Genomic DNA, 24,487 nt, shown 5'->3' with positions numbered 1-24,487 from the left:
CGAAGCCCTGGCCTCAATAGGCGGAGATGTGAATGCGTCTTTTTTCGTCCTTTCGCCGAAGAAGGTAGTTCTAACCATTTTGGCGCGCCTGCATCCCTCGAACCAATTAGGCATTTACGCAAAGATACGTCTGAATTGGACCTGTACGCCCCATATCTCTGCCTGTAAACGCAAGGCTATCATCGGCGCCTTTTCAAGTGAGATTGTCCGACGAAAGATTTGGATGACGGGGAACCAGGATCGAAAGGCTCCGTTTTTACCGTTGTGGGAATGGATATGATTACCGTCCTTGTTACCGGTGGTGCTGGCTATATCGGCAGCCATGCTTGTAAGGCATTGGCGTTGGCGGGGTATCAGCCTGTCTGTGTTGACAACCTTTCCCTGGGGCATGCCGATGCGGTGAAATGGGGTCCCCTCGAAGTCGGCGACATCCGCAACGGTGCTTTCCTCAACAAGGTCATCGCGAAATACGCACCCGAGGCGGTGATGCATTTCGCCGCCAGCAGCAATGTCGGCGAATCCGTCACCGACCCCGCGAAATATTACTCCAACAATGTGGTGGGCTCGCTGAACCTGCTGGAGGCCGTGCGCCAGAACGGCATCGAGCATTTCATCCTGTCCTCGACCTGCGCCACCTACGGCATTCCCGAAAGCCTGCCGATCGTCGAGACCTCACCGCAGAACCCCATCAATCCCTATGGTGCCACCAAGCTGGCGGTCGAGCATGCGCTTGCCGATTATGGCCGGGCCTACGGGCTGAAATGGGCGTCGATGCGCTATTTCAACGCCGCCGGCGCCGATCTCGAAGGCGAGCTCGGCGAAAGACATACGCCCGAGACGCATGTCATCCCGCTCGCCATCATGGCGGCGTTCAGCCATTCGCCCGCCTTCAACGTGCTGGGCACCGACTATCCCACGCCCGACGGCTCGGCCATTCGCGACTATATCCACGTCACCGACCTTGCCGAGGCGCATGTGAAGGGCCTCGATTATCTGCGCGCTGGGGGGGAGAGTTCGGCCTTCAACCTCGGCACCGGCATCGGCACCACCGTGCTGGAAGTGCTGCAGGCGGTGCAGACCTGCACGGGCCGCCGGCTCGACATCCGCCGCCAGCCGCGCCGCGCCGGCGACCCCGCCATCCTCTATGCTGCGGCGAACAAGGCCGCGGAACTCCTCAACTGGCATCCCCAGTACCGCGAAATCGAGACCATCGTCGGCAGCGCCGTCTCCTGGTTCCGGCACAATCTGGCCGCCTGATCGCGGCGCCAGAGCCTTGTCTTGTGAGGGGATCGCGTCCAAAAGGGTTCATTCCTTTGGAAACCGGCAAGCCAGGGCCAAGCATATGAACCTGCTCTCTCCCGAAACGAGCTCGCTACTGCTGACCGCCGGGCGGGTCCTGCTGGGCGGCCTGTTCGTGTTCGGAGGCCTGCGGCACCTCGCCCTCTTCCACCCCGTCTCCGAAGCCATTCGCGCCCGCCGCGTACCCTTCGCACCGCTGGTGCTCCTGGGCGGCACCATCTTCCAGATCCTCGCCGGCCTGTTGCTGATGGCCGGCTGGCTGGTGGCGCTCTCGGCTCTGGGCCTGGCAGTCTTCACGCTGCTCGCCTCGCTGATGATGCACAATTTCTGGAGCTTGGAGGGTGACGCCCGCACCGCCGCCCTCAATGGCTGGCAGTCCAACCTCGCCATCATCGGTGGCCTGCTGATCGCCGCCGCGCAGACAGGGTGAGGTGATGGCCGGCAAGACATCCAGCAAGTCGGCGCAGGCCGCAAAGCCGGTGCTTCTGGCGGGCGGCAATCCCCGGATCGCCAAGGCCCAGGGCGAGGCACCGGTACAGGCCTATATCGCGGCGATGCCTGGCTGGAAGAGCGAGGTCGGGCGCCGCCTCGATACGCTCATCACCCAGACCATCCCCGGCGTGCGCAAGGCGGTCAAATGGAATTCACCGCTCTATGGCGTGGACGGCCAGGGCTGGTTCCTTGGCATGCATTGCGTCACGAACTATGTGAAGGTGGCCTTCTTCCGGGGCATGTCGCTGCATCCTGTTCCTCCAGGCGAATCCAAGAGCAAGGATACGCGCTACTTCCACATCCATGAGGGCGAGCCAATCGACGAAGCCCAGTTCGCCGCCTGGGTCGAACAGGCCAGCCGATTGCCCGGCGAACGCATGTGAGCACCTCGGCGGGCCCCTGAAGCGTCAGGCTCGGGAAAGTGTATCCCCAGCCAGCAGCGCGGCGGCGTGGATCTCTGCCAGCTCGAAACCCGGCAACAGGCCGGCGCGCAGGGCCTTCTCCATTTCCCGGGAGTCTTCCGCGATCAGACCGTTACCTTGCTGGTGCGCAGCGGCGTGCCGACATCACCGGGGACGCGGCGGCGCGCCATGGCGATACTGAGCGGCTGCAACGCCAGCAGCACCGAGGTGGCAGCCGCAAGGCCCGTGTTTTCCGGCAATGCCACGGTGCTGGCGCCCGGGATTGGCGCCTCGCCGCTGGCGTCCGCCACCACGGTGGCGCAGCCGGCCTCCAGGGTCGTCTGCGCAAGAGCGCGCACGAGAGCCCTGTCGCTGCCGGCACTGCGCAGGAGCACGACGCCGAGGCCCGGTCTCAGCACCTCGAAAGGCCCGTGCCGGAACTGGCCGCCCTCGAAGCCGACGGTCACCACGCGCGCCAGTTCCATCATCGCCAGCGCAGCACTGCTGGCCGCACCCATCATAGGACCATAGCCGGCAAATAGAATTGCCTCGCTGTCGGCAAGTATCCGTTCGGCCGCCTCAATCGAGGGGCTCTCACCGCCTTCGAAGACCGCCCTCAGGGCCGACTGCGAAGCGCCGAGAGCTTCGAGGATGGCGCCATGCATGGCGAGCGTCAGCGTGATGGAGCGGGTGGCGGCGAAGGCGTGCTCCGGACCGCCATGGGCCACCAGCGCAGACTGGCAGGCACGGGCAAGCGCGCTGTCGCCTTCGAGCGTCAAGGCAAAGCGCTCGCTTCCGCCAGCGGGCTTGCCGACGAGCTCGACGATCTCGCCGGAACGGCCCGACTGCGAGGCGATCAGCATGGTGTGGGGGAAATCCGGCAGGGGCGCCGACAGCAGTTCGGAGGCGACATGGGCGCGGCAGTCGAGGCCGAGTTCGCGATAAAGCGGCGCCACCACGACATTGACATGGTGCGAGCCGCCCATGGCCGCGAGCACGATGCTGCCCGTCCTGCGGGCGCTCGCCGCCGCGGCTGATGCCGCCGCCCTGACGGCGTCGAGGGTCGCCAGGGCGTCGGCGCATTGGCGGTCCATCTCCGCCTGCATGCGCCGCAGGCCTTCATGCTCTTGCATCGGGAACTCCCTGGAAGAATCAAGGTGGGGAAGAATCAGGGTCGGAAGGTGTGCAGTGATCCCACGCAGAGGCTCGAAGCGCTACCCCGCTCAAGCCGCCGCGGCAAAACGCTTGCGATACTCGGCCGGCGTGACGCCGACATGGCGCGCAAAGGCTCGCCGCAGCACATCTGCATCGGCAAAGCCGCAGGCTGCCGCGACCTGCTTGGGCGAAGCGCGCCCTTCTTCCAGGAGCCGCCGGGCCGCCGCAACGCGCGCGGCCTCCACCCAGCTCGCCGGTGTCAGGCCGACCTCTTGGCGAAACAGCCTGGCGAAATGGCGGGGACTGAGGCTCATGCGCCCGGCAAGGCTGGCAATGCTGTGATCCTCGGAAGGATTGGCGGCGACCCAGCGCTGCAATTCCTGCAACGCCGAGCGGCCGGCGGGCATCGCTTCGTCCTTGCGGCTGAACTGCATCTGGCCACCCGGCCGCTTGAAAAACATGACGAGCTGGGCCGCGACCTTCATGGCGACCTCCCGGCCAAGATCCTCCTCTACCAAAGCAAGGGCGAGATCGAGCCCGGCGGTGACGCCGGCGGCGGTGCGCAGCCTGCCGTCGCGGATATGGATGGCGTCCCTATCAACGCGGATGGCGGGATGCCTCTTGGCCAGGCTGTCGGCAACCGCCCAATGGGTGGTGATGCGGCGCCCGTCCAGCAGTCCGGTCGCCGCCAGCAGGAAGGCGCCAGCACAGACCGAGCCGAAGCGGCGGGTTTTCGGGACCATCCGCTTCAGCCAGGCGACGAGGGCCGGATCCGGCATGACATCTGCCGCGGCAGGACCACCGGCGACGAGCAGCGTATCGATGGCTTCCTCATCATCCCGCCCGATGACTAGGTCCGGCAGCAGCCGGGCACCGGACGACGACCGAATGGCATCCGGCGCCGTGGCCGCCACCAGCAGGCGGTAGACCATCCTGCCCGCCTGGATATTCGCTTCGGCGAAGACATCCATCGGGCCGGAGACATCGAGCAACTGCACGCCGGGCATGGCAACGATAACGATGGATTTCATCTCTTTCATGCGAAGGCGCCCATGTCTGTTTGCGGCGGGTTTTGTCTGTATATGACGTAACACGCCGATTGAAGACATGTCCATGCCGGTCCTATGGTTCCGGCCCGTTCAAAAACCGCAGGAGACAGACATGACGCCTCTCATCGAGGGGATCGCCGTTCCCGATAGCCAACTCTGCCGCGACATCACCGAATTCGTGCGCGACACCGAAACCCCGCTGCTCTTTCACCATTCCAGCCGCGTGTTCTATTTCGGCGCCCTCGCCGGTAAGCATCGCGGGCTGCAGTTCGATCCCGAACTGCTCTATGCCGGCGCCATGTTCCACGATCTCGGCCTGATGCCCGCGCACAGCAGCAGGACGGAGCGCTTCGAGGTTGATGGCGCCAATGCCGCGCGCGATTTCCTGCGCAGCCGCAACATCGCGCCGGTGGATGTCGACACGGTGTGGACGGCGATCGCCCTGCACACAACGCCAGGCATCCCCCAACACATGCATCCCGTCGTGGCGCTCGTCACTGCGGGCGTCGAGATGGACGTGCTCGGCCTGACCTACAAGGAATACAGCGACCACGAGCGCGACGCCGTGGTGCATGCCCATCCCCGCACCGCACATTTCAAGGAAGACATCATCCAGGCCTTCTATGACGGCATCAAGCACAAGCCCGAGACCACTTTCGGCAATGTGAAGGCCGACGTGCTTGCCGACAAGGATCCGCATTTCAAGCGCGGAAACTTCTGCAGCGTGATCCGCTGCTCGCATTGGCATGGGTGAGCCGGCCCCGGACCGGCTGACGAGGCGTCGGCACGGCGGAAGCCTATCCGCCGGCTGCGCCCTCCTCTTCCAGATTAATTCTGCTCGCCGCCTCCGCAGGCCTCTTGACACTTTCTCAAAATGTAGAAAAACTACATAGATAAATCGAATGTAACGAATTGGACGGGATAAACCGGCCATTTAGCGGAGGAAATCTATGTCAACGGAACTTTTCCCAACGTCTCGCCGTGCCTTCCTGAAAGGAGCAGCTGTGCTCGCCGCCGGCGCGGCCGTGGCAGGCCAGACCGGCAGCGCGATCGCCGCCGGCAAGCCGTTCGTGCCCTATTCCAACAAGAGCCTCGATTACTACTTCTTCGTGGCCCAGGAAGAGGCCGTGAAGCGGGCCGTCGAGGCGAAGGGCTGGGAATTCCAGGCCGTCAACGCCAATTTCGACAACACCCACCAGCTCCAGCAGTGGCAGAACCTGCTGCTCAAGAACCCTGCCGCGATCATCTCCGATCCGATCGACAGCCAGGCCATCGCCAGCACCATCAAGCGCTTCAACAAGAAGAATATCCCCGTCGGCATCATCGACACGCCCGCCTCGGATGGCGCCGTCGCCATCACGGTGGACTTCGACAACTATCAGGGCGGCGCCATGGCCGCCGAGCAGATCGTCAAGCTGCTCACCGCCCGCCACGGCTCGGCCAAGGGCACGGTGCTCAACGCCTATGGCGCGCTGCAGTCGGTCGCCTGGCGCCTGCGCAAGGAAGGCTTCGAAGCCACCATGCAGAAATATCCGGACGTCAAGGTCTATAGCCGCCCCACCGAGGGCGCCATCGACAAGATGCAGGCCGTGACGCTGGCGACGCTCGCCGAAGTGCCCGATCTCGACGCCGTGCACGCACCGTCAGACACCCCCTCGCGCGGCATCGTCACCGCCCTGCAGCAGAAGGGCCGCTGGAAAAAGGTGGGCGAGGATGGCCATGCCATCTTCTGCAACATCGACGGCGAACCGATCGCCCATCAATGGATCAGGGACGGCTATATGGACGCCTCGATCGCCCAGGATCCCATCGCCTATGCCGAGATCACCGTGGAGATGCTCGACAAATACGGCATGAAGGGCCAGCCCGTGCCGACAGGCCCCTATGAGAACAAGAAATATTACTGGGAGCGCGGTTTGATCACCGACTCGCTCACCGGCCCCTCGCTGATCATCCCGCCCTTCGTGATCAACAAGGACAATGTTGACGACAAGCGCATGTGGGGGAACATCGCCTATAACGACTGGGGGCTGAAATATAAGTAGCGTCATCCCGCGCGCACCGCACTACGCAGTGCTGCGGTGCAGATGCGGGATCGCGTGAGGAGTAGAGCGCGTTTTTCTGCTCGCGATCCCGTGTCTGCGGCTCAGCATTGCATGCTGCACCGCGCACGGGATGACCATACCCCTGCGAATTCCCGCCTCCGAGACTCCCATGACCGCCACCCCCGCCCAGCCTCTCGCCCAGCCCGATGTCATCCTGCGGGCCGAAAACCTGGTGAAGACCTATGCCGGCGTGCAGGCGCTCAAGGGCGTTTCCCTCTCCGTCCGCCGCGGCAGCATCCATGGCCTGCTCGGAGAGAACGGGGCGGGCAAGAGCACGCTGGTCGGCCTGATCTCCGGCATGCGCACGCCGACCAGAGGCCAGATCTGGCTGGGCGACCGGCCCGTTGCCGGCCACGACGTCAAGGCCATGGAGGAAGCGGGCGTCTTCCTCGTCACGCAGGAACCGATGATCGTGGAGCAGCTCAGCGTGGAGGACAATCTCCTGCTCGGCCGCTGGCCAGCAAGAAATGGCTTCGTGGATTTCAAGCGCCTGCGCCAGGACGCCACCCGCATGCTCGAGGGCATCGGCATCGCGCCCGACACGCCGGCCGGCCTGCTCGGTGCGGTCGAGAAGCGCAAGCTCAACATCCTCAGGGCCCTGTTCAGCGGCGGCGAGGTGATCATCCTCGACGAACCCACCACCTCGCTCACCGTGGCCGACCGCAACCATCTGTTCGACTTCATGCGCGAGCTCAAGGCGCGCGGCGTCACCTTCATCTTCATCTCCCACTACAATGAGGAGATCCTCGAGATTTGCGACGCCGTCTCGGTGCTGCGCGACGGCGCGCTCGCCGGCGAGAGCTCCGATATCGCTTCGCTCAATTCCGACAGCCTTTCCGAAATGGTGCTGGGGCACGATCTCGCTCTCTTTCACCGTCAAAAACGCGCGCCAGAGGTTCTCTCTCCCTCCACCGGCGTTCGTTTCCGCGATGTGCGCGCCCCTGGCGTCGCCATCGCGGATTTTTCCATCGCACCCGGCGAAATCGTCGGCTTCGCCGGCCTGCCGGGCTCCGGCGCCAAGGATTTCGCCCGCTGCATGTTCGGCCTCACGGCGCCGGTCTCAGGCCGCTTTTCCATGGCTGGCGGGGCCGAGAAGCCGATGCCTGGCGACCCTCGCGAGGCCTTCCAGAACGGTATCGCCTATCTCTCGGACGACCGGCGCCGCGACGGCCTGGTCGGCATCCGCTCGATCGGCGACAATCTCGTGATGTCGAGCCTCGACGCCCTCTCCTCCTTCGGCTGGATCGACACGAAGCGTGAAGGCGAGACGGCCGAGCGTTATTTCCGGCAGATGGGCGTGAAGGCGCCCAATCTCGCCACGCCCGGCGATTCCCTCAGCGGTGGCAACCAGCAGAAGGTCTGCCTTGGCCGTGTCATCGCCACCGGGCCGAAGCTGCTGATCCTCGACGAGCCGACGCGCGGCATCGATGTCGGCGTCAAGGAGGACGTGCACCGCCAGATCGATGCGCTCACCAAGCTTGATGCAGAAAAAGGACGTGGCATGAGCGTCATCATCATCACCACCGATCTCGACGAGATGGTGCGGGCGGTCGACCGGGTCTGCGTCTTTTCGGGCGGTGCCATCGTCGAGACGCTCACCGGCGCCGATATCACCAAGGAACGCCTGCGCGCCGCCGCTTTCGACCGCGGCGCCACCCCCGCTACAGGAATGAGCCAGCCATGAGCGATGGAGCCTCCGTCAAATCGAGACCGGCCACGAGCGAGACGGCGCGTCCGGCCAGCCGTGGCAAATCCGGTACGCTGCAATGGCTTCTGCAGAATGTGGTGTGGTTCTGGCTGCTTGGCCTGATCGTGATCTTCGGGATCTTCAATCCCTATTTCTTCACGATCAACAACATGCAGAACATCATGGTGCAGGCGACGGTGCTGGGCCTGCTGGCGCTCGCCATCTCCCTGCCGCTGCTGGTGGCCGAGATCGACCTTTCCATCGCCGCGAACATGGGGTTTTCCTCGGTGATCGGGGCGCTCACCCTCAATGAAGGTGTGCCCTGGTGGGGCGCCGCCCTCATCGGCATCGCGGCAGGCGCCGGTGTCGGCCTGTTCAACGGGCTCTGCGTCACGCGGCTGCGCATGGTCTCGCTGATCGAGACCTTGTCGATGATGATCATCCTGCAGGGCGCCTTGCTGGCCATCACCGAGGGCAACACCGTCGCCAACATGCCGGACGAATATACCTGGGTCGGCCAGGCCACCCTCAGCACCTGGCCGATCATGCCGCTGGTCTTCGTGGTCTGCCTGATCACCGAGGCCATCATCCTCAGGCGCACGGTGCTCGGGCGCAGCATCTATGCGGTGGGTGGCAATGCCGCGGCCTCGACAGCCGCCGGCATCCGGGTCAACCGCATCAAGATCATCGCCTTCACGCTGTCCGGCCTGCTCTCCGGCATCGCCGGCTACATGCTTGCCGCCTGGCAGATGGCGATCACCTCCAACCAGGGCGAGGGCTTCCTGCTCTATTCGATCGCGGCCCCGATCATCGGCGGCGTCTCGGTCTTCGGCGGGCGCGGCTCGGTGATCGGCATTCTCGGCGGCGTCTTGCTGCTCACCACCATCCAGGCTGGCCTGGCCGTGGTCAACTTCCCCTCCTTCTACGTGCCGATGATCGGCGGCCTGATGATCTTCGTCGCCGTGGCCATCGACGCTATAAGGGTGCGCATGTCGGCGACGCGGTAGGAAAAGGGCGGGTGAGATTTCATTCGCCAAAATGTAGTTTTACTAGATAGCGCCGACCATGCTGCCGGCGCCGGGACCCGATATGACTGATGTGAAGCGCTACCCCAATTTCATCGATGGCCAGTGGACGGCGGAGGGCGTGGAGCACTGGCTCGACGTGGTCAACCCGGCCACCGAAGAGGTGATCGGCGCGGTGGCGCGGAGCGATGCCGCCATCGTCGACCACGCCGTCAAGGCGGCGCGCAAGGCCTTCCCAGCCTGGCGTGATCTCGGCGCCCATCGCCGCGCCGATATCTTGCGCAAGGCGGGCGAACGGGTGAGCGCCAATCGCCAGTCGATCGGCGAGGCGATGACGAAAGAACAGGGCAAGCCGCTCAACGAGGCGCTGGGCGAGGTCGACAAGCTCGCCAAGACCTTCGCCTATTATGCCGAGGAGGCGGTTCGCGTGCTCGGCTACACCGCGCCGAACGAAGAACCGGGCCATCTCAGCCTGGTCGAGAAGGAGCCTATGGGCGTGGCGGCGGCGATCACGCCCTGGAACTATCCGGTCGAGCTGATCGGCTGGAAGCTCGGCGCCGGCCTTGCCGCCGGTTGCACCATGGTGGTGAAGCCGTCGGAATGGACGCCGCTCTCGGCCATCGGCGTGATCAAATGCCTGGAGGAGGCCGGCCTGCCGGCGGGCGTTGTCAACCTCGTCAATGGCGACGGGCCCACCACTGGCCAGGCCCTGGTCTCCCATCCCGACATCGACAAGATCGCCTTCACCGGTTCCTTGCGTGTGGGCGAGGAGATCTTCCGCACCATGGGCGGCATCAAGTCGGTGTCGCTGGAACTGGGCGGCAACTGCCCGCTGCTGGTGGCCCCGAGCGCCGACCTCGCCGCCGCCGTGAAGGGCGCCGTTCGGCGCAGCTTCCGCAACATGGGCCAGGTCTGCATCGCCATCAACCGCATCTATGTGCACCGCCCGCTCTACGAAACCTTCGTCGGTGAGATGATCGCGGCGGCAGGCAAACTGGTGATCGCCGACGGCCTCGCCACACCCACCGCCGATCTCGGCCCGATGACCAATGCCGCCGGCCTCGCCAAGGTGCGCGAGCATGTCGCCGACGCCCTCGCCAAGGGCGCCAGGCTCGGCTGCGGCGGCAAGCGCCCCGGGGACAAGCCGGTCGGCCATTTCTACGAGCCGACCGTGCTCGCCGACTGCACCCAGGACATGCTTGTGATGAATTCGGAGACCTTCGGCCCCGTCGTCGGCATCAGCGCCTATGACACGCTGGACGAAGCGATCGCGCTCGCCAACGATTCCCAGTATGGCCTGGCCGCCTATGCCTATACGCGCGACGCCGGCGAGATGTTCGACCTTGCCAAGAAACTCTCCTTCGGCTCCGTCGCCATCAACAATGTCGATGCCGGCATCATCAACGCCCCCTATGGCGGCCGCCGCAAGAGCGGCACCGGCTTTGAGCATGGCCGCGAAGGCATGGAAGGCTATCTGCAGTTCAAGCATGTCCGCATCCGGCACAGGGCTTGAGACGATGTGGATGGTGATTGCAAAGGGCGTGACTAGCCTCCCCCACGAAGCTGGGGGAGGCTTTTGCGTTGAGCCCTTTGAGGGAGCCACCTTATGACCTCCCGCCCCTGCTTCATCGGCATCGATCTGGGTACCTCGACCTGCAAGACCCTGGCGCTCGACGCCGAGGGCAACGTCGTCGCCAAGGCGAACGCCGATTATCCGCTGGTGACACCGCGAGCCGGCTGGGCCGAGCAGGATCCGGAGCTGTGGTGGCGAGCGGCCGACGAGACCATGAGGGCGGTGCTGGCCCGCCTCGAAGGCTGGCGAGTGCAGGCGATCGGCTTGACCGGCCAGATGCATGGCCTGGTGCCGCTCGATGCCGCGGACGAGGTCATTCGCCCGGCGATGCTGTGGTGCGACCAGCGCGCCGCGCCGCAATGCGACACCATCACCGAACGGGTCGGGGGGCTCGACGCCCTGCTCGCTCTGACCAACAACCGCATGCTGCCCGGCTTCACCGGCGGCAAGTTCCTCTGGATGGCCGAGCATGAGCCCGACGCCTTCGCGCGCATGCATCGCTTCCTCAATCCCAAGGACTATCTGCGCCTGCGCATGACCGGCGTGCACGCCACCGACGTCTCGGACGCCTCCGGCACCGGCCTGTTCGACGTGCGCCGGCGCAAATGGTCAGCGGACCTGCTCGCCGTCGTCGGCCTCACGGAAGCGCATACGCCCACCGTGTTCGAGTCGAGCGAAGTCACCAGCGGCCTCTCCACCGACGCAGCGAAGCTCTGGGGCCTGCCGCCGGGCCTGCCCGTGGTGGCGGGCGGGGGCGACGCGGTGATGCAGACGACCTCGCAGGGCGTGGTCGAGCCCGGCAGCATCGGCCTGACCATCGGCACCGCCGGCATTGTGGGCGGCGCGGCGCGCACCTGCCCGGACAATCGCGGCGGCCTGATCCAGGTCTCCTGCGGCAATGCCCCGGATCGCTGGCATGTGATGGGCGTCTCGCTCAATGCCGGCGGCTCCTTCCAGTGGCTGAGGGAGACGCTGGAGCCGCTGATGGGCGGCGAATTGTTCTTCGACCAGCTCGCGGCGCTCGCCATCTCCACCCCGCCCGGCTCGGACGGCCTGCTCTTCCTGCCCTATCTGATGGGCGAGCGCTGCCCCGACATCGCCGCCGACGGGCGCGGCGCCTGGGTCGGCCTGACGCGCCGCCATGGCGCCGGCCATATGGCGCGGGCGGTGATGGAGGGCGTGCTCTTCAACATGCGCGCCATTCTCGACCTCTTCGCCGAGGCCGGTCTCACCGGCGGCCGGCTGCGCGCCTCGGGCGGCGCCACCGCCTCGCGCATCTGGCTGGAACTGCTCGCCGATGTCACCGGACGTCCGGTCGCCACCGTCGCCGGCGCGTCCGAGGGTGGCGCCTTCGGAGCTGCCCTGCTCGCCGGCGTCGGGGCGGAGCGCTGGCGCACGCTGGACGAAGCCGTGAAGGTCGTCGCCGAAACCGCCCCTATCCAGCCCGACCCTGCCCGCGCCAGCCTCTATGACGCGATGCATCCCATTTACAAGACATTGTATCCGGCCCTGCAGGCGACGTTTAGCCAGCTTGCCAGTTTTGCCGACAGAAAGGTTCCGTGATGAAAGCAGTCATTTTCGATCTCGACGGAACCCTGGTCGACAGTGCACCCGACATCGCCCTCTCGATGAACCGGCTTCTGGCCGATCACGGCGTGCCGCCGCAGAAGGTCTCCTTCGTGGAAGGCTTCATCGGTGAGGGCGCCAGGGCCCTGGTGGCCAAGCTCTTCGCGGCGCTCGACGTGAAGACGAATGATCTCGACAGGGATGTCGCCGCCTATATCGACTATTACCGCGCCAATCCGGTGGAAGCCTCCAAGCTCTATGCCGATGCCGGCCCGGCGCTGCAGGCCCTGCATGGCGCCGGCATCAAGCTCGGCGTGTGCACCAACAAGCTGCAGGAGCTGGCCGAGATCGTGCTCGGCCATTTCGGCCTGTTGCCTTTGATGTCGGTGGTGATCGGGGCCGACACCACGCCCTATACCAAGCCGGACCCGCGTCCCCTGCTCCATGCGGCGGAGGCGCTGGGCGTCGAGCCGCATGAGGTCGTCTATGTCGGAGACACCACCATCGACCGCGACTGCGCCACCGCGGCCAAGGTGCCCTATCGCATCGTGAACTGGGGCACCGGGCGGGACGTCAAGGTGGCGGAAGAGGCGCGCCTCGCGCAGTTTGCCGACCTGCTGCCTAATACGGTAGCGGCGGATTGAGGGTTCCATGCTGAAGGAAGTCGCCAAGATACGGGATACGCTCTCCAAGGCGGAGTTGAGGCTGGCCGAGGTCATCCTCAGGCAGCCCGAGGCCGTGATCACCATGAGCATGGTGGATCTGAAGAAGGAGGCGGAGGTTTCCGACCCCACCATCTTGCGCTTCTGCCGCCGGCTCGGCTGCAACGGCTATCCCGAGTTCAAGGTGCGCCTGGCGCAGGGCCTCTCCCCCGCCGCGCCCTTCGTGCACCGCGCCATCGAGCAGGGCGACAGCGTGGCCGATGCGGTGGAGAAGATCCTCACCAATTCGATGAACGCCATCAAGCGCTTCGCCGACGACGCCGATCCGGTGGCGGTGGAGAAGGCGGCCGATGCCATGATCCAGGCGCGCGCCGTGTTCCTGCTCGGCCTCGGCATTTCCGAGACGGTGGCCTTCGACGCCGAGCACAAGCTGTTCCGCTTGGGCCTGCACTGCCGCACCGTGTTCGACTCCCAGCGCCAGATGGTGCTGGCGCCGACGCTGAAGAGCGACGAGGTGGCGGTGTTCTTCTCCCATTCCGGCGCCACGCGCACGCTGGTGAACGTCGCCATGACGGCTCGGGAGAACGGCGTGACTACCATCGCCATCACCGCCCCGCAGTCCCACCTCGCTCGCAATTGCGACATCGTCATTCCCGTGCCGCGCTACGAGCATTCCGAGCTCTATACGCCGCTGACGGCGCGGCTGAACCATTTCCTCGTCATCAACATGCTGGTGGCCACCATCGGCCTGAAGCAGGGCCGCCACATGCCGGACAATCTCACCGCGCTCGATCCCTGGCTGACGGAAAAGTTCATGGATTGAGGTTGGCTGGTTTGGAAACGTCGCGCAGCCCCTCACCTGTATCCTCTCCCCGTAAGAACGGGGCGAGGGGACTTTGAGGTCGGGGCTCGACTTGAAACGCCTCATCTCGCGCAAACGGCTGGGCGAGATGGGGCGCAGCAGAATCAATCGCGCCGATTGTGTCCCCTCGCCCCGTTCTTACGGGGAGAGGATAGAGGTGAGGGGCGGCGCTACATCTCAAAGAATAATGATAGGAGCCCCCCTTGCTGCAGCCGAAGACCAACCAAGACAAGGCCAAGATCGCCGCCGGCCGCAAGGCCATTGCCACCTATTTCAGGAACGACATGCGGGTCGGCCTCGGCTCCGGCACCACTTCGCACTGGATGGTGCGCGCCCTCGGCGAGGAGGTGAAGAAGGGCCTGCGCATTGCCGGCGTGCCCACCTCCAATGCCACCCGTGCCGTCGCCATCGAGGCCGGTGTGCCGCTGCTCGACCTCAACGATGTCACCGAGCTCGAAGTCACCCTGGACGGGCCGGACGAGGTCGACCGCCAGGGCCGCATGATCAAGGGGGGCGGCGCCTGCCTGCTCTGGGAGAAGATGGTGGCACGGGCCTCCAGGCGCATGGTCTGCATCGCAGACGATACCAAGATCGTCGAGACGCTCGGCCGCTTTCCCCTGCCGATCGAGGTGATCCAGTTCGGCTGGCGCAACACCGCCTGGCAGCTCCGGAAGCTCTTCGGCGAATTCGGCTTCGCCGAGGTGCCGATCATCCGGCGCGGCGGCGACAATCCGGTGATCACCGACAGCGGCAACTACATTCTCGACTGCCATCTCAAGGCGATCGGTAACCCGGATGGGTTGGCGCCGCGTTTCAACGAGATTCCCGGCGTGGTCGAGCACGGGCTCTTTGTCGGCATCGCCAACGAGATCGTGATCGGCCACGCCGACGGCACGGCCGATGTCCTCGTCTATTAGGCGCAGTGGCTGGGACCGCGGACGTCCCCGTCCGCTCTTCCCTTGTCGTCAAACGCATCGTTTCCAAGAGCGGACGAGGACGTCCGCGGTCCCAGCCACGCCGCCTCCTCAGCGATGATCTGCATGTCCTTACTTGATACCAACCTCTCCGCCTTCGATCCCGTCACCGATCCCGACCAGGCCGAGCGCTACCTCACCGACTGGCCGCGCGATGCCCGTGGCCGTGCCCGCGCCATCCTGCGCCCGCGCAGCGTCGAGGAGGTCGCCGAGATCGTCAGGCTCAGTGCCGCAGAGGGCATCCCCTTGGTGCCGCAGGGCGGCCATACCGGTCTTGTCGAGGGCGCAGTCCCCTCGCCTGCCGGCAACGAGGTGGTCGTCAGCCTGGAGCGGCTGAACCGCATCCGCGAGGTCGACCCGATCAATTTCTCCATGACCGTGGAGGCGGGCTGCATCCTCGCCAATCTGCAGGCCGTCGCCGCCGAGCATGATCGCCTGTTCCCGCTCTCGCTCGGTGCCCAGGGCAGTTGCCAGATCGGCGGCAATGTCGCCACCAATGCCGGTGGCATCAATGTGCTGCGCTATGGCATGACGCGCAACCTGGTGCTCGGCATCGAGGCCGTGCTGCCGGACGGGCAGATCTGGCACGGCCTCAGGAAGCTGCACAAGAACAACACCGGCTATGACCTCAAGCAGCTCTTCATCGGCTCGGAGGGCACGCTCGGCATCGTCACGGCGGTGAGCCTGCGCCTGTTTCCCAGGCCGACCCAGGTGGAAACTGCCTTCCTGGCGGTGTCGGACCCGGCCGCCGCGGTGGCGCTCTATGGCCAGGCCCGGCGCGACCTCAGCGACCTGCTCTCGGCCTTCGAGATCATCCAGCATTTCGGCCTGGAGCTCGCCCAGGAGGCGACGCCGGACCTGCGCCATCCCCTGGAGACGACGTCCTCGCATTATGTGCTGATGGAAGCCTCGGCCAGCGGCCTGGTCGACCTTTCCGGCCTGATGCAGCGCTTCCTCGAAGGCGTGATGGAGGCGGGCCATGTCCTCGACGGCACGGTGGCGGCCAACACGGCGCAGGCCCGCACGCTCTGGCGCTTCCGCGAGGATCTGGTCGAGGGCCAGGCCCGGCGCGGCCGGCATCTGCGCACCGACGTCTCCGTGCCGATCTCCGCCATATCGGCCTTCCTCGCCAAGGTCGATGCGGGCCTTACGGCGGCCGAGCCCAGCGCCATCCCCGTCGCCTATGGCCATGTCGGCGACGGCAACCTCCACTACAACGTGCTGCCTCCACCCGGCATGGCTGAGGCGGACAAACCCGCCTTCCTCAAGCGCTGCGAGACCGTGATCTATGGCGCCCTCGCCGAATTCGGTGGCTCGATCAGCGCCGAACATGGCATCGGTCGCGCCAAGCTCGGCTCCTACCTGAAAGGCCTCGCCCCAGCGGAAAAAGCCCTCAGCGAGGGCATCAAGCGCCAGTTCGACCCGCAAGGCCTCATGAGCCCGGGACGGCTGTTCGAGAGGTAATGGAGTGACGGTCGGAGACCCCCACTCCATTCCTTCATATCTTAAGTGATGATTGACTCATCATACCAGTCATCCTATACCCTCTCGCACTCGGGAGGACTTCTGCATGACCACGATCGCTCTCTTTGGTGCCGGCGGCAAAATGGGCTACCGGCTGGCCAGCAACCTCAGAGGGTCGCGCTTCGAGGTCCGGCATGTCGAGGTGAGCCCCGCCGGGCAGGAGCGTCTCAAGACCGGCCTCGGCTTCGATACCGTTCCGCCTGATGCCGCCCTCGATGGCGCCGATGTCGTCATCCTCGCCGTGCCCGACACGCTGATCGGCAAGGTCGCTGCCGGCATCGCCGACAAGCTGAAACCAGGCGCCATGGTGGTGGCGCTCGACGCCGCCGCGCCCTTTGCCGGCCATCTGCCGGAACGCGAGGACCTGACCTATTTTGTCACCCATCCCTGCCATCCGCCGATCTTCAACGACGAGACGGAGATGGCGGCCAAGAACGACCATTTCGGCGGCGTCGCGGCCAAGCAGCATATCGTCAGCGCCCTGATGCAAGGCCCCGAAAGCGCCTTTGCGCTCGGCGAAGAGATCGCCAAGGTGATCTGGGCGCCCGTCATGCGCTCCCACCGCGTCACCGTGGAGCAGATGGCGCTGCTGGAGCCGGGCCTGTCCGAAACCGTCTGCGCCACGCTGCTCGACGTCATGCGCGAGGCGATGGACGAGGTGGTGGCGCGCGGCGTACCGCGCGAGGCGGCCCGCGACTTCCTGCTCGGCCATATGAACGTGCTCGGCGCCGTGATCTTCGAAGAAGTCCAGGGCGTATTCTCCGACGCCTGCAACAAGGCCATCGCCTTCGGCAAGCCCACCTTGATGCGGGACGACTGGAAGCGCGTGTTCGAGCCGGACGAGATCGCCGCGAGCATCCAGCGCATCACCTGAGCGCATCATCCGATAACTTGGCCGATGCCCGAGCCGGCCACTAAATTATTCGATCGGCACTGAAATATTTTTGTCACGCACCCCGGGAATAAAAGCGTCGCGAGGATTGTCACTGCTCCCATAGGCCCGATCAGGGGCCTCATGAAGGAGCAGCACAATGTTGAATGTTTCTTATGCGAACAAGCAAAAGTCGCTGTCGAAATCGCTGGTTCTCGCGACGATGGTGGCTCTTCTCTGCATTACCTTTGCGGGCGCGGCTTTCGCCGATGCCGGCGATCGGGATCTCGATGTCAATGCGATCAATCCCGCACCCAATCTTCTCGCTCCGAGCCCCATGCCAGCACCGGCCAGTGCGCAACGCATGAAGCCTGTCCACACGGCACGCGTTGCGAGCCGGCATCATGGCTATGCTCAGGCCAAGGATATCGATCGCCGTTATTGATGCGTGCAGTCTTGTACCGGAGGCGGGCGCATTGGGGGGCGGGTCTTCAGACCCGGCTCTTGTCTGCACCCGCTCTCTGAGGAGCCGGGTCTGAAGACCCGCCCCCCTGATGCACATAGAGCGAGGCCGAGCGGTCGAGGTGCTTGGCCATCGCCTTTTCCGCGCCTTCGGGATCGTGGGCGATGATGCGGCCGAGGATCTCCTCGTGCTCGGAGAGGGTGATGTTCTCCTTGCCGGTCCAGATCAGCAGGTCGGTGTAATATTGCTTCAGCCAGCCGAGCGTCGCTTCGCTCATCGCCTCGAACAGCGGGTTGCCCGAGATGGCGGCAATCCGCGTGTGGAACTGCATGTCGGCCGTGATGAAGGCATCGGCATTACCGAGGCTGGCGCGCTGGCGGGCCAGGGCCTCCTGCAGCGCCGCGATGGCCTTCGCGTCTGCCTTCTCGGCTGCCTGGCGCACCATGCCGAGCTCGAAAAAGCGTCGTGCCTCCTTCAGATGCTCCAGTGAGGCCGGCGAGCTCGACAGCAGCACATTTGCGGCATCGTCGACCTGCTGGAAGATCGACCGGGCCGTGGGCTGGCGCACCCGCGCCCGCTCGCCATGCGAGATGGTGAGGAGGCCGATGGTACTCAACTGCTGCATGGCCTCGCGGATGGCCGGGCGCCCGACACCGAGCCGGTCCATCAGCTCACGCTCGGAAGGAAAGGGATCGCCCGGCGAGAGCTCGCCCGTGGTAATCAGGGCCTTGAGACGATCGAAGACCTCATCGGAAAGCTTGCGACGGACGATGGGTTCGCTGCTGAGGGGCATAGGACATTCCGGATGAGGCCGCGCCGTGTTCAATCGTCTTTGCCGCCGGTTTCCAGGCAAGGCAAGCCGGCGGCATGCAAGAGTGCCAGCGCTGCTCGTAAACCGACAAGCAAAATCCATTGCAACAACATAAGTCATGATATACTCATCATACCTGTTGTGCAATGTACGAACCGAGCGTTGCGATATGTCATGCAGGCTGAATTGATATGAGCGCCAGCCGTGGAAGCGAAGGGCAGCACATTCATTCGTCATTGCGAGCGCAGCGAAGCAATCCAGGGCCGGCAGACACCGTCCTTTGGCCCCTGGCTTGCTTCGCTGCGCTCGCAATGACGGCGTTCTCGCTGCCTCGGCTCGCCAACTTCGCACATGCAGGTTGAGGGACTGCCATGTCCGTCATCCGCATGACCTACCGCATCGAGACCGCCGGCGACGTGGAGAAGTTGGCCGCCAAGATCGCCAGCGACCAGTCCACCGGCACCTTCGTTGCCCTCCCCGGCGAGACCCCGGAGCTGAAGGCGCGCGTGGCGGCCCGCGTGGTCGATATCCGCGCGCTGGAGCCTCTGGCGGTGCCCTCGATCCCCGACCCGCAAGCACCCGCCAATACGGTCTACAGGCGCGCCGACGTCGATATCGATTTTCCGATCGAGGCCGTGGGCACCGATCTCGCCGCACTGATGACCATCGCCATTGGCGGCGTCTATTCGATCAAGGGCTTCAGCGGCATCCGCGTCACCGGCATGCAATTGCCTGAGACCTTCACGGCCGCCTATCCCGGCCCGCAATTCGGCGTCGCGGGCACGCGTCGGCTGACAGGCGTCAGTGGCCGGCCGGTGATCGGCTCCATCGTCAAGCCGGCGCTCGGCCTGCGGCCGCCCGAGTCGGCCGAGCAGGTCCGCGAGCTGGTCGAGGCCGAGGTCGATTTCATCAAGGACGACGAGAAGCTGGCGAGCCCGGCCTATTCCAGCCTCGAGGACCGCGTGAAGGCGATCATGCCCGTCATCCTCGATCGTGAGCAGAAGACCGGCAGGAAGGTGATGTATGCCTTCGGCATCTCGCACTCCGACCCCGACGAGATGCTGCGCAACCACGACGTCGTGGCCAGGGCCGGCGGCAATGCGGCGGTGATCAACATCAATTCGGTGGGGCTGGGGGGCCTCTCCTTCCTGCGCAAGCGTTCGAGCCTTGCCTTGCATGCCCATCGCAATGGCTGGGATATCCTGACGCGCCATCCCGGCCTCGGCATGGATTTCGAGGTCTACCAGCAGTTCTGGCGGCTTCTCGGCATCGACCAGTTCCAGATCAACGGCATTCGCGCCAAATATTGGGAATCGGACGAATCCTTCGTGCGCTCCTTCAAGGCAGTGACGACGCCGCTCTTTCCCGGCGATGTCTGCCCGATGCCGGTAGTCTGCTCGGGCCAGTGGGGCGGGCAGGCGCCCGATACCTACGCCCGTACGGGCCGGACCCTCGATTTGCTGTATCTCTGCGGCGGCGGCGTGGTCAGCCACCCTGGCGGTCCCGCGGCCGGCGTGCGCGCCGTGCGCCAGGCTTGGGAGGCGACAGTCGAAGGCGTGCCGCTGGAGGTTTACGCGCGAGAGCACCCGGAACTGGCGCAATCGCTGCTGAAATTCGGCACCGATGCCGGGGCGGCGTGAGATGACGGAACGGGCGCGGGAAGCCTCCCCCACGAAGCTGGGGGAGGTGGGCCGACGAAGTCGGCTCGGAGGGGGTGTGGGCGGAGTGTAGCTCGGGAAGCAGTACGCTAGGATCGCGTTTCACGCACCCCACTCCGCCCACACCCCCTCCGTCATTGCTTCGCAATGCCACCTCCCCCAGCTTCGTGGGGGAGGCTACTCGCGCCCTACTTTCTTGGGAAAATAGTTGCGCCCATGAACAACCTCCAGGAAAGCCCCTCCCATGCCCGGCCTCCTCCTCTCCTATTACGGCGACGATTTCACCGGTTCCACCGATGTGATGGAAGCTCTGGCCTCGCATGGGGTACGCACGGCGCTGTTCCTGCAACCGCCCTCGGCGGAACAGCGCGCGCGGCTCGGCGCCTGCGATGCCATCGGCCTTGCCGGCACAAGCCGCAGCCGGAACCCGGCCTGGATGGACGCCGAACTCACGCCGGCCCTGGCCTGGCTGAAGGAGCTCGATGCCACCATCTGCCATTACAAGGTCTGCTCAACCTTCGATTCCAGCCCGGCCATCGGCAATATCGGCCGCGCCATCGAGATCGGCCGCCAGATTTTCGGCCAGCGCCAGGTGCCGCTGGTGGTGGGGGCGCCGCAGCTCAGGCGCTATACCAGCTTCGGCAACCTGTTCGCCGCCTATCAGGGCCAGGTCTACCGCATCGACCGCCATCCGGTGATGAGCCGCCATCCGGTAACGCCGATGGACGAGGCGGATCTTCGCCTCCATCTTGGCCGGCAGACGACAAGCCGCATCGGCCTCGTCGATCTCGCGGCGCTGGCCTCAGCCGATGTCGACGGCACGGTCGACGCCATCGTGGCGAAGGGCGAGGACATCCTCCTCTTCGATGTCGCCGACGCGGCAACGCAGGCCATAACAGGCCGCCAGCTCTGGCGTCTGCAGCCAAGGCTCGGTCGCTTCGTGACCGGCTCGTCCGGCATTGAATATGCGCTGCTGCGCGCCTGGCAGGAGGCGGGACTGATCGGCGGCAAGGCCTCCTTCCCTGCGCCGGGCGTGGCCGAGCGCATCGCCGTCGTCTCGGGCAGTTGCTCGCCCACCACCGAGCGGCAGATCCGCCACGCCACCGCCCATGGCTTCGACGGCATCGCTCTCGATCCGCGCCAACTCATCCACCGCAGCGAGCCGGCGGTTGCCGAGGCCGTGGCTGCCGGCCTCGACAAGCTTAGCCAAGGGCGCAGCGTCATCCTTCACACGGCGCTCGGGCCTGATACGGATATCGGCGCCGAATTCGAGGGCGAGGCAGACCGCAACCGCATCGGCCTGGCGCTGGGGCGAATCCAGAAGGCGTTGGTCGAACGCGCCGGCCTCACCCGCGCCGTCATCGCCGGCGGCGACACGTCGAGCCACGCTTTGCGCGAGCTCGGCATCTTCGCCCTGACCACGAGGCTGCCTCTGCCGTCCTGCCCAGGCTCACCGCTCTGCACCGCTCATGCGGATGCCCCGGCCTTCGACGGGCTGGAGATCGCGCTCAAGGGCGGACAGGTCGGCGGCGACGACTATTTCTCGATGATCCGCGAGGGCCGGGCGTAGGGGCTGTCGGGGGCGGGTCTTCAGACCCGCCTGAACCGCCACCGTTGCGTTTTTAAGAGCCGGGTCTGAAGACCCGCGCCCCAAATGTATCTGCCTCGCGTTCGTCACACAGACTGGCTCCCCGCCAATCGGCCGCTCGATTATTGACATCGCGCCTCAGATTGTAATAAATTTCATTGATAGTAATAAATTACACATCTCTATTCCCCACGCAGGAAACATGGCCCGATCAGCTCCCAAGCGGGACAGCGAGGACAGCCTCGCCATTCGCGCTGCCTGGCTCCATTATGTCTCCGGGCTGACCCAGGCCGACGTCGCGACGCGCCTCGGTGTCACCAATGTCAAGGCGCACCGGCTGATCAGCCGCGCCGTCGAGAGCGGTGCCATCAAGGTCACCATCGACGGCGATGTCGCCGAATGCCTGGTGCTGGAAGCAGCCATCGCCTCCCGCTATGGCCTCGACATCTGCGAGGTCGTGCCGGACCTGCACGAGCCTGGCCTGCCCCTGCGGGCGCTCGGCATTGCCGGAGCCGGCTTCCTGCAGCGCGAGATCGAGAACCTGCAGGGCGGCATCATCGGCATCGGCCATGGCCGTACCCTCGCCGCCGCGGTGGCCGATATGCGCCGCGTGCCGGCCGGCAGGATCCGCTTCGTCTCGCTGCTCGGCGGCCTGACGCGCAACTATGCCGCCAATCCCTATGACGTCATGCACCGCCTGGCCGAGAAGACCAACGCGGCCGCCTATGTGCTGCCGGTGCCCTTCTTCGCCAACACGGCGGAGGATCGCGAGGTGCTCGTCGCCCAGCGCGGCGTGCGCGAGGCCTTCGGCCTGGCCGCCCAGGCGGACCTCATGGTGGTCGGCATCGGCACCGCCCAGCCCGACGCCCAGCTCGTCGCCTCCCAGATGATCGAACCGGCCGAGATCCTGGAAGTACGTGAGGTCGGCGGCGTCGGCGAGATGCTTGGCCACTTCTTCGACCGTGACGGCAATCCGGTCGAGACATCGCTCGCGGCCCGAACCCTTTCGCCGGAGCTCGAGGGGCTGAAGGGCCGCCGCATCGTGGCGCTCGCCGGCGGACCAGAAAAGATCGACGCCATCCAGGCGATCCTCGCCAGCGGCTATCTCAAAGGCCTCATCACCGACGAGCGCACCGCAGAAGCGCTCGCGAAGACGATCTAGGGGAAACGCATGGGCACGGGCGAGGACATTCTCATCGGCATCGATGCCGGCACCTCGGTGATCAAATCCGTCGCCTTCAGCTTCAGAGGCGAGCAGATCGCCGTCGCTTCCGTGCCCAACCGCTATGCCACCGGCGCCGACGGCATGGCGACACAGTCGCTGCCGCAGACCTGGGCCGATTGCGCCCAGACCCTGCGCGATCTCGCCGGCAAGGTCGAAGGCCTGGCGCGGCGCACCGCCGCCATCGCCGTCACCGCCCAGGGCGACGGCACCTGGCTGGTCGGCGCCGGCAATGTGCCCGTGGGCGATGCCTGGCTCTGGCTCGATGCCAGGGCCGCGCCGACCGTGCAGAAGCTGCGCGCCCTTTCCACCGACCGCCCTCGCTTCGAGGCGACCGGCACCGGTCTTGCCGCCTGCCAGCAGGGGACGCAGCTCGCTCACATGGCGGCCACCCAACCCGAATTGCTGGCGAAGAGCGAAGTCGCCCTGCACTGCAAGGACTGGCTCTATCTCAACCTCACCGGCGTGCGCGCCACCGACCCGTCGGAGGCGAGCTTCACCTTCGGCAATTTCCGCACCCGCCGTTACGACGAGGGGGTGATCGAGGCGCTGGGGCTCCGGGGCGAACGCCGCCTGCTCCCCGAAATCGTCGACGGCTCGCAGACCACCCATCCGCTCAGCGCCGAAGCGGCGGCGGCCACGGGCCTTCTCGCCGGCACGCCCGTCTCGCTAGGCTTCGTCGACATCGTCGCGACCGGCCTCGGGGCCGGCATCCATACGAGCGGCGCCCCGGCCGCCTGCACGGTGATCGGCTCCACCGGCATGCATATGAAGGCGACGCCGCAGGATGGCGTCTATCTCAACGCCGAGAACACCGGCTACGTCATCGCCCTGCCCATGCCCGGCCTGGTGGCGCAGATCCAGTCGAACATGGCGGCGACCTTAAATATCGACTGGGCGCTGCGCCTCGCCGCCGATCTCCTCGCCGAGATGGGCCAGAGCGTGAGGCAGTCGGAGCTGGTCGGCCGCATCGACGCCTGGCTGGCGGCGAGCAAGCCCGGCCAGATCCTCTACCACCCCTACATCTCCGAAGCCGGGGAGCGTGGGCCTTTCGTGAACAGCAAAGCGCGCGCCGATTTCATCGGCCTCACCAGCACGCATCGCTTCGCCGATCTCCTGCGCGCCGTGGTCGAAGGCTTGGGCATGGCGACGCGCGATTGCTACGAGGCGATGGGCACCATGCCCTCCGAAGTGCGCCTGACCGGCGGCGCCGCCCGGTCCCCAGCCCTGCGTGCCGTGCTGGCAGCCTGCGTCGGTGCTTCGGTGCGCGTCTCCGCCCGCGAGGAGGCCGGCGCGGCCGGCGCTGCGATGATGGCGGCGGTGGCCGTGGGCGCCTATGGCTCGATGGCCGACTGCATTGGCGAATGGGTCACGCCCCTGCTCGGCGCCGCCGAGACGCCGGACCCCGCCCTCACCCAGATCTATTCCCGCCTGTTCCCCGCCTATCAGGGCGCGCGCCGCGCGCTCGAGCCGGTGTGGGACATGATGCATTCGCAATAG

22 protein-coding genes are annotated in these 24,487 nt (G+C 65.7%); 19 read left to right on the top strand and 3 right to left on the bottom strand.

Translation table 11 applies throughout. From position 1 onward, the window contains the following. Positions 1-270: 270 nt before the first annotated feature. From galE to QQL24_RS19485, 3 genes are all read left to right on the top strand, one after another. Entirely contained in the window at positions 271-1,257 is a 987-nt protein-coding gene (gene galE, locus QQL24_RS19495) for a UDP-glucose 4-epimerase GalE (protein WP_284313966.1), read from the top strand. Positions 1,258-1,342: 85 nt separating this feature from the next. Further along, entirely contained in the window at positions 1,343-1,729 is a 387-nt protein-coding gene (locus tag QQL24_RS19490) for a DoxX family protein (RefSeq protein ID WP_284313965.1), read from the top strand. 4 nt (positions 1,730-1,733) lie between these two features. Then, entirely contained in the window at positions 1,734-2,174 is a 441-nt protein-coding gene (locus tag QQL24_RS19485; protein WP_284313964.1) for a DUF1801 domain-containing protein, read from the top strand. Between the two features lie 143 nt (positions 2,175-2,317). On the opposite strand, the gene QQL24_RS19480 is transcribed toward QQL24_RS19485, so the two are convergent. Together QQL24_RS19480 and QQL24_RS19475 are read right to left on the bottom strand one after the other, a co-directional pair. Continuing rightward, complete coding sequence (locus QQL24_RS19480; RefSeq protein WP_284313963.1) at positions 2,318-3,325, bottom strand: SIS domain-containing protein; 1,008 nt, start codon at positions 3,323-3,325, stop codon at positions 2,318-2,320. A 90-nt stretch (positions 3,326-3,415) separates the two neighbouring features. Further along, positions 3,416-4,378: a GlxA family transcriptional regulator gene (locus QQL24_RS19475; RefSeq protein WP_431310719.1), complete on the bottom strand. Its 963-nt coding sequence runs from the start codon at positions 4,376-4,378 to the stop codon at positions 3,416-3,418. A 130-nt stretch (positions 4,379-4,508) separates the two neighbouring features. Here QQL24_RS19475 and QQL24_RS19470 point away from each other — a divergent pair, with 130 nt between their 5' ends. From QQL24_RS19470 to QQL24_RS19415, 12 genes are all read left to right on the top strand, one after another. Beyond that, positions 4,509-5,150, top strand: a complete 642-nt coding sequence (locus QQL24_RS19470) for an HD domain-containing protein (protein WP_284313961.1) — start codon at positions 4,509-4,511, stop codon at positions 5,148-5,150. 196 nt (positions 5,151-5,346) lie between these two features. Next, positions 5,347-6,441, top strand: coding sequence for a sugar ABC transporter substrate-binding protein (locus tag QQL24_RS19465; protein ID WP_284313960.1), 1,095 nt, complete (start codon positions 5,347-5,349; stop codon positions 6,439-6,441). A gap of 169 nt (positions 6,442-6,610) precedes the next feature. Beyond that, the gene (locus QQL24_RS19460; protein WP_284313959.1) at positions 6,611-8,185 is read left to right on the top strand and encodes a sugar ABC transporter ATP-binding protein; all 1,575 of its coding nucleotides are present in this window, start codon (positions 6,611-6,613) and stop codon (positions 8,183-8,185) included. After that, positions 8,182-9,195 carry an ABC transporter permease gene (locus QQL24_RS19455; protein ID WP_284313958.1) on the top strand — a complete coding sequence of 338 codons (1,014 nt, stop codon included), beginning with the start codon at positions 8,182-8,184 and terminating at the stop codon, positions 9,193-9,195. The genes QQL24_RS19460 and QQL24_RS19455 overlap by 4 nt, the downstream gene beginning before the upstream one ends. Before the next feature lie 82 nt (positions 9,196-9,277). Further along, entirely contained in the window at positions 9,278-10,726 is a 1,449-nt protein-coding gene (locus QQL24_RS19450; RefSeq protein WP_284313957.1) for an aldehyde dehydrogenase family protein, read from the top strand. A 93-nt stretch (positions 10,727-10,819) separates the two neighbouring features. Beyond that, positions 10,820-12,349 (top strand): xylulokinase, encoded by a 1,530-nt coding sequence (gene xylB / locus QQL24_RS19445; protein ID WP_284313956.1) that lies wholly within the window; start codon positions 10,820-10,822, stop codon positions 12,347-12,349. Next, positions 12,349-12,996: an HAD family hydrolase gene (locus tag QQL24_RS19440; RefSeq protein ID WP_284313955.1), complete on the top strand. Its 648-nt coding sequence runs from the start codon at positions 12,349-12,351 to the stop codon at positions 12,994-12,996. Before xylB ends, QQL24_RS19440 begins: the two co-directional genes overlap by 1 nt. A gap of 7 nt (positions 12,997-13,003) precedes the next feature. Next, on the top strand, positions 13,004-13,837 hold the full coding sequence (locus tag QQL24_RS19435) for a MurR/RpiR family transcriptional regulator (protein WP_284313954.1): 834 nt from the start codon (positions 13,004-13,006) through the stop codon (positions 13,835-13,837). Positions 13,838-14,079: 242 nt separating this feature from the next. Then, complete coding sequence (gene rpiA, locus QQL24_RS19430) at positions 14,080-14,793, top strand: ribose-5-phosphate isomerase RpiA (protein WP_284313953.1); 714 nt, start codon at positions 14,080-14,082, stop codon at positions 14,791-14,793. A gap of 123 nt (positions 14,794-14,916) precedes the next feature. Beyond that, positions 14,917-16,314 carry an FAD-binding oxidoreductase gene (locus QQL24_RS19425; protein WP_284313952.1) on the top strand — a complete coding sequence of 466 codons (1,398 nt, stop codon included), beginning with the start codon at positions 14,917-14,919 and terminating at the stop codon, positions 16,312-16,314. A gap of 106 nt (positions 16,315-16,420) precedes the next feature. After that, a complete protein-coding gene (locus tag QQL24_RS19420; protein ID WP_284313951.1) occupies positions 16,421-17,248 on the top strand; it encodes a phosphogluconate dehydrogenase C-terminal domain-containing protein in 828 nt (275 codons plus the stop codon). A 157-nt stretch (positions 17,249-17,405) separates the two neighbouring features. Beyond that, positions 17,406-17,690 carry a hypothetical protein gene (locus tag QQL24_RS19415; protein ID WP_284313950.1) on the top strand — a complete coding sequence of 95 codons (285 nt, stop codon included), beginning with the start codon at positions 17,406-17,408 and terminating at the stop codon, positions 17,688-17,690. A gap of 46 nt (positions 17,691-17,736) precedes the next feature. Here the strand turns inward: QQL24_RS19415 and QQL24_RS19410 are convergent, their stop codons facing one another. Then, the gene (locus QQL24_RS19410) at positions 17,737-18,501 is read right to left on the bottom strand and encodes a transcriptional regulator NanR (protein WP_284313949.1); all 765 of its coding nucleotides are present in this window, start codon (positions 18,499-18,501) and stop codon (positions 17,737-17,739) included. A gap of 389 nt (positions 18,502-18,890) precedes the next feature. On the opposite strand from QQL24_RS19410, the gene oiaX reads away from it, so the two are divergent. The 4 genes from oiaX (at position 18,891) to QQL24_RS19390 (ending at position 24,487) form a co-directional block, all read left to right on the top strand. Then, entirely contained in the window at positions 18,891-20,159 is a 1,269-nt protein-coding gene (gene oiaX / locus QQL24_RS19405) for a 3-oxo-isoapionate-4-phosphate decarboxylase OiaX (RefSeq protein WP_284313948.1), read from the top strand. Positions 20,160-20,421: 262 nt separating this feature from the next. Further along, the gene (locus QQL24_RS19400; RefSeq protein WP_284313947.1) at positions 20,422-21,747 is read left to right on the top strand and encodes a four-carbon acid sugar kinase family protein; all 1,326 of its coding nucleotides are present in this window, start codon (positions 20,422-20,424) and stop codon (positions 21,745-21,747) included. Positions 21,748-21,967: 220 nt separating this feature from the next. Further along, positions 21,968-22,927: a sugar-binding transcriptional regulator gene (locus QQL24_RS19395; protein ID WP_284313946.1), complete on the top strand. Its 960-nt coding sequence runs from the start codon at positions 21,968-21,970 to the stop codon at positions 22,925-22,927. A 9-nt stretch (positions 22,928-22,936) separates the two neighbouring features. Then, positions 22,937-24,487 carry an FGGY-family carbohydrate kinase gene (locus QQL24_RS19390; protein ID WP_284313945.1) on the top strand — a complete coding sequence of 517 codons (1,551 nt, stop codon included), beginning with the start codon at positions 22,937-22,939 and terminating at the stop codon, positions 24,485-24,487.

The organism is Labrys miyagiensis (assembly GCF_030160835.1).
In the GTDB taxonomy this organism is placed as follows: Bacteria; Pseudomonadota; Alphaproteobacteria; order Rhizobiales; family Labraceae; genus Labrys; species Labrys miyagiensis.
The sequence above is the reverse complement of the archived record's forward strand: the minus strand, read 5'-3'. Positions and strand labels throughout refer to the sequence as shown.